Genomic DNA, 959 nt, shown 5'->3' on the forward strand with positions numbered 1-959 from the left:
AACCAGCAGGCCCACCGGCCCAGTGCGAACTGGCCGAAACTCCATTTGCGCCGGGTCCGCTCGAATTGTGGGATGGACCAGGCGTCCGGGGCATACCTGGCCGCTGCGTTGCGCATGTCTTGTGAACTGTCTTTTCATCTGCTGTAGGACAACCTCATTCCCAAGTATTAACTGACGGAAGTTGACTCCGGGCTCTGCCGCCGGCTGACCAACCTTCAACCTTCACGGCGGTCCCTGTGAATTTCCGAATTCTGCCAAGAGAAACAGGACTCACAATGAAAGGGTACCAAAACCTGAGTCATATGAGATGGGATGCCGATGGCGGGCCATTACTTCCCGAACTCGCTTGTCGGGTGGACTGTCAAGGCGTAGAAACCTGGTACGCTTTGTGTACTTCGGTGACGCCGCTTACGTCACCCGGCAAGGCATGCGAGGGAGGGGGCATGACATTCAAGGCTCAGTGGTACCGGGACAAGTTTGCGAAAAAGCGTGGCAAAGGCTTCTGTGGCTATCCGGTGGCAACGGTTGCCTTCAACGGGCCAGACGACACGAGAGCGACGAAGGTCTCTGTTGGCATCGTCGCACACGAAGGTGCTGACGCGGACCGCTGTTGAGCGGTGGTTCTGCAAAACAACCGATGCGAGAATGGATCCAGAAGTCACCGAAGCAATCATTCGATTCATCGATCATCACGGTGCCAAATCGGTGGTGGCCGTCGATCGCATCATCGGCTGCCCACATGAGGAAGGCATTGACTACCCGGAAGGTGAAAAATGTACGCAGTGTCCGTTCTGGGCCAACCGTGATCGATGGAGCGGCGAAATCATGCAGTGAGATGTCAGGAGGCAAGCGCTTCCATCCTCGCGCTGAGGCGTTCCTTACCCGCTTCATTCCGACCCTAGATTCCTTGACTGAATTGATCTTGTAGCAGTCGAGTCAAGTTTTTCTACGCGGCGATC

General features: G+C 55.9%; 1 protein-coding gene. It reads left to right on the forward strand.

Annotated features, from left to right (window positions below):
* Positions 1-645: 645 nt before the first annotated feature.
* The gene (locus P0D89_RS53455) at positions 646-834 is read left to right on the forward strand and encodes a hypothetical protein (RefSeq protein ID WP_408371294.1); all 189 of its coding nucleotides are present in this window, start codon (positions 646-648) and stop codon (positions 832-834) included.
* Positions 835-959: the final 125 nt, after the last annotated feature.

The sequence above is a fragment of the Paraburkholderia sp. RL18-085-BIA-A genome (assembly GCF_046027075.1).
Classification (GTDB): Bacteria; Pseudomonadota; Gammaproteobacteria; order Burkholderiales; family Burkholderiaceae; genus Paraburkholderia.